The sequence below is a fragment of the Micromonospora okii genome (assembly GCF_020884795.1).
GTDB classification, from domain to species: domain Bacteria; phylum Actinomycetota; class Actinomycetes; order Mycobacteriales; family Micromonosporaceae; genus Micromonospora; species Micromonospora okii.
Map to the genome: position 1 here is coordinate 477,072 of NZ_BBZF01000015.1, position 2,342 is coordinate 479,413.

3 protein-coding genes are annotated in these 2,342 nt (G+C 77.3%); all 3 read left to right on the top strand.

Annotated elements, in window-relative coordinates; all coding sequences use genetic code 11:
- Nucleotides 1-207: 207 nt before the first annotated feature.
- The gene (locus LPU43_RS11615; RefSeq protein WP_229400292.1) at nt 208-747 is read left to right on the top strand and encodes an NUDIX domain-containing protein; all 540 of its coding nucleotides are present in this window, start codon (nt 208-210) and stop codon (nt 745-747) included.
- On the top strand, nt 744-1,616 hold the full coding sequence (locus tag LPU43_RS11620; RefSeq protein ID WP_229400293.1) for a nucleotidyltransferase family protein: 873 nt from the start codon (nt 744-746) through the stop codon (nt 1,614-1,616). The genes LPU43_RS11615 and LPU43_RS11620 overlap by 4 nt, the downstream gene beginning before the upstream one ends.
- Before the next feature lie 279 nt (nt 1,617-1,895).
- Nucleotides 1,896-2,183 (top strand): Lrp/AsnC family transcriptional regulator, encoded by a 288-nt coding sequence (locus LPU43_RS11625; RefSeq protein ID WP_229400294.1) that lies wholly within the window; start codon nt 1,896-1,898, stop codon nt 2,181-2,183.
- Nucleotides 2,184-2,342: the final 159 nt, after the last annotated feature.

Below are 2,342 nucleotides of genomic sequence, written 5' to 3' on the forward strand. Positions count from 1 at the left end.
CCGGGGGCTGGCCAGCGACCTGCCGCTGCTGCGCCTGTCGGAGGAGCTGGGCTACCCGGACCTGGAGACGCTGCTGGTGGCGGTCTTCGACCGGGTGCTCGAACCCGACGAGGTGGTGCGCCAGCTCATCGACCTCGTCGACCACCGGCAGTGACTCGGCTCCCCCCGGCGCCCGCCCCGGCGCGCGCCGGCCACTAGCCTGGACCCATGATCCCCCGCTCCCGCGCGACCGGACGGGCTTTCGCCTATCAGGTCTTCTACCGGCTGCCCGTGTCGATGCGGCGCCGGATCGTCCGGCTCGCCTCACCGAAGTACACCGTCGGGGCGGTCACCCTGGTCCGCGACTCCGAGGCCGACGGGGCGGGCCGTCTGCTGCTGCTGCGCCAGCCCCCCGGGCACAGTTGGAGCCTCCCTGCCGGGCTGCTGCAACGCGGCGAGAACCCGGTGGTCGGCGCGGCCCGCGAGCTGTTCGAGGAGTCCGGGGTGCGCCTCTCCCCCGACCGGCTCCGCCCGGCGACGCCGAACGCGGTCGTGCACGCGAGGGGCTGGGTGGACGTGGTCTTCGAGGCGGACGTCCCCGCCTCGACCACGCCGCTGAAGGTGGACGGCGCGGAGGTCTTCGAGGCGGCCTGGCACCCGCTGGACGACCTGCCCCGGCTCAGCCGCGCCACGGCGAACCTGCTCGGCCGCTACGGCATCGGGCCGCGCGCCGGCGAGGCGCCGCCCGCGCCCGGCCCGACGGCGTGAGCCTCCCGGTCGCCGGGGCCGACGCCCCGCAGGTCTGCGCGGTGGTGCTGGCCGCCGGCGAGGGGACCCGGCTGCGCCCGCTCACCGAGCGGGTGCCCAAGGCGCTCTGCCCGGTGGGCAACGTCCCGCTGCTCGACCGGGCGCTGGCCCGGCTGGCCGGGCTCGGCCTCACCGGCCCGGAGCGGGTCGCCGTGAACGCCTGCTACCTCGGCGGGCAGGTCGTCGCGCACGTCGGCGACCGCGCCCACCTCTCCGTGGAGCCGGGCGACCCGCTCGGCACCGCCGGGGGCGTGGCGAACCTGCGGGACTGGATCGCCGGCCGGGGCGTCCTGGTGGGCAACGCCGACGCGTACCTGGCCGATCCAGCCGCCGCGCCGGGCCCGGACGTCGCCGCGTTGCTGGACGGCTGGGACGGCGAGACCGTACGGCTGCTCGGCCAGCCCGCCGACGACCCCGCCGCCCCCGGCACCTTCGACGGGCACGTCTTCACCGGCTTCTCGCTGCTGCCCTGGCGGCTCGTGCGCGGCCTGCCGGTCGAGCCGGGCGACCTGGTCCGGGCGGTGTGGCGGCCGGCGGAGGCGGCCGGGGCGCTGACGGTGGTGCCCTACCGGGGCACCTTCTACGACACCGGCACCCCCGCCGACTACCTCGCGGCCAACCTGCACGCCGCAGGCGGCGGGAACCTGGTCGACCCGGCCGCCACCGTCACCGGGCGGTGCCGGGAGTCCGTGGTGGGCGCGGGGGCGACCGTGCGGGGCGAGGTGACCCGGTCGGTGGTCTGGGCGGGCGCCGAGGTGGCCGCCGGGGAGCGCCTGGCCGGGGTCGTCCGGGCCCCGGGCGGCCTCACCGTCGCCGCCGCGCCCCGCTGAGGGCGGACCGCCGGTCCGCCCCCGTTCCGGCTCCCACCGGTGCCGGCTCGTCCCGGCCCCGGTGCTGCCCGATCCGCCCGCCTGGCCCCGCCCGTCGCGTTTCGCCTCGCCCCGCCCGTCCCGTTTCGCCCCGGCCCGGCCCGGGTAGTTTCGCCCGGCCCGCCCGTTGCGTTTCGCCCGGCCCCGCCGGTACCGGTCCGGGCGGCTCCGACCGGCCTCTAGCATGGTCGTCGGCGTCGCGAGGCGGCGCGGAGTGGACGCACGACGAAGGGCGGACCCGTGATCACCGCGATCGTACTGATCGACTGCGCCACCGACTCGATCCCCGAGGTGGCCGAGAACCTGGCCAACCTGCCCGGGGTCAGCGAGGTCTACTCGGTGGCCGGGCACGTCGACCTGATCGCCGTCGTGCGGGTCCGCGAGTTCGACCAGATCGCCCGGGTCATCGCCGGCAGCATCTCCAAGGTGCCCGGCGTGATCAACACCGAGTCGCACATCGCCTTCCGGGCGTACTCGCAGCACGACCTGGAGGAGGCGTTCGCGATCGGGCTGGCCAGCGCCGACTGACCGACGCGGCCAGCCCGCCGGTGGGCGGGCTGGCCGTCGTGCGGTGTCGCGGCGTCAGCTCACGCCCGGTGCCGGGGTGCCGGTGTTCTCCGGGGTCGGTGACTCGGTGCCACCGGGAGCCGGCGTGGTGGCGGTGCCGCCCGGGGCCGGCGTCGTGGC

Bases quoted from the DNA above. Each gene is read 5' to 3' on its own strand.
- LPU43_RS11615 (WP_229400292.1), top strand. From the start codon at position 208: ATGATCCCCCGCTCCCGCGCGACCGGACGGGCTTTCGCCTATCAGGTC.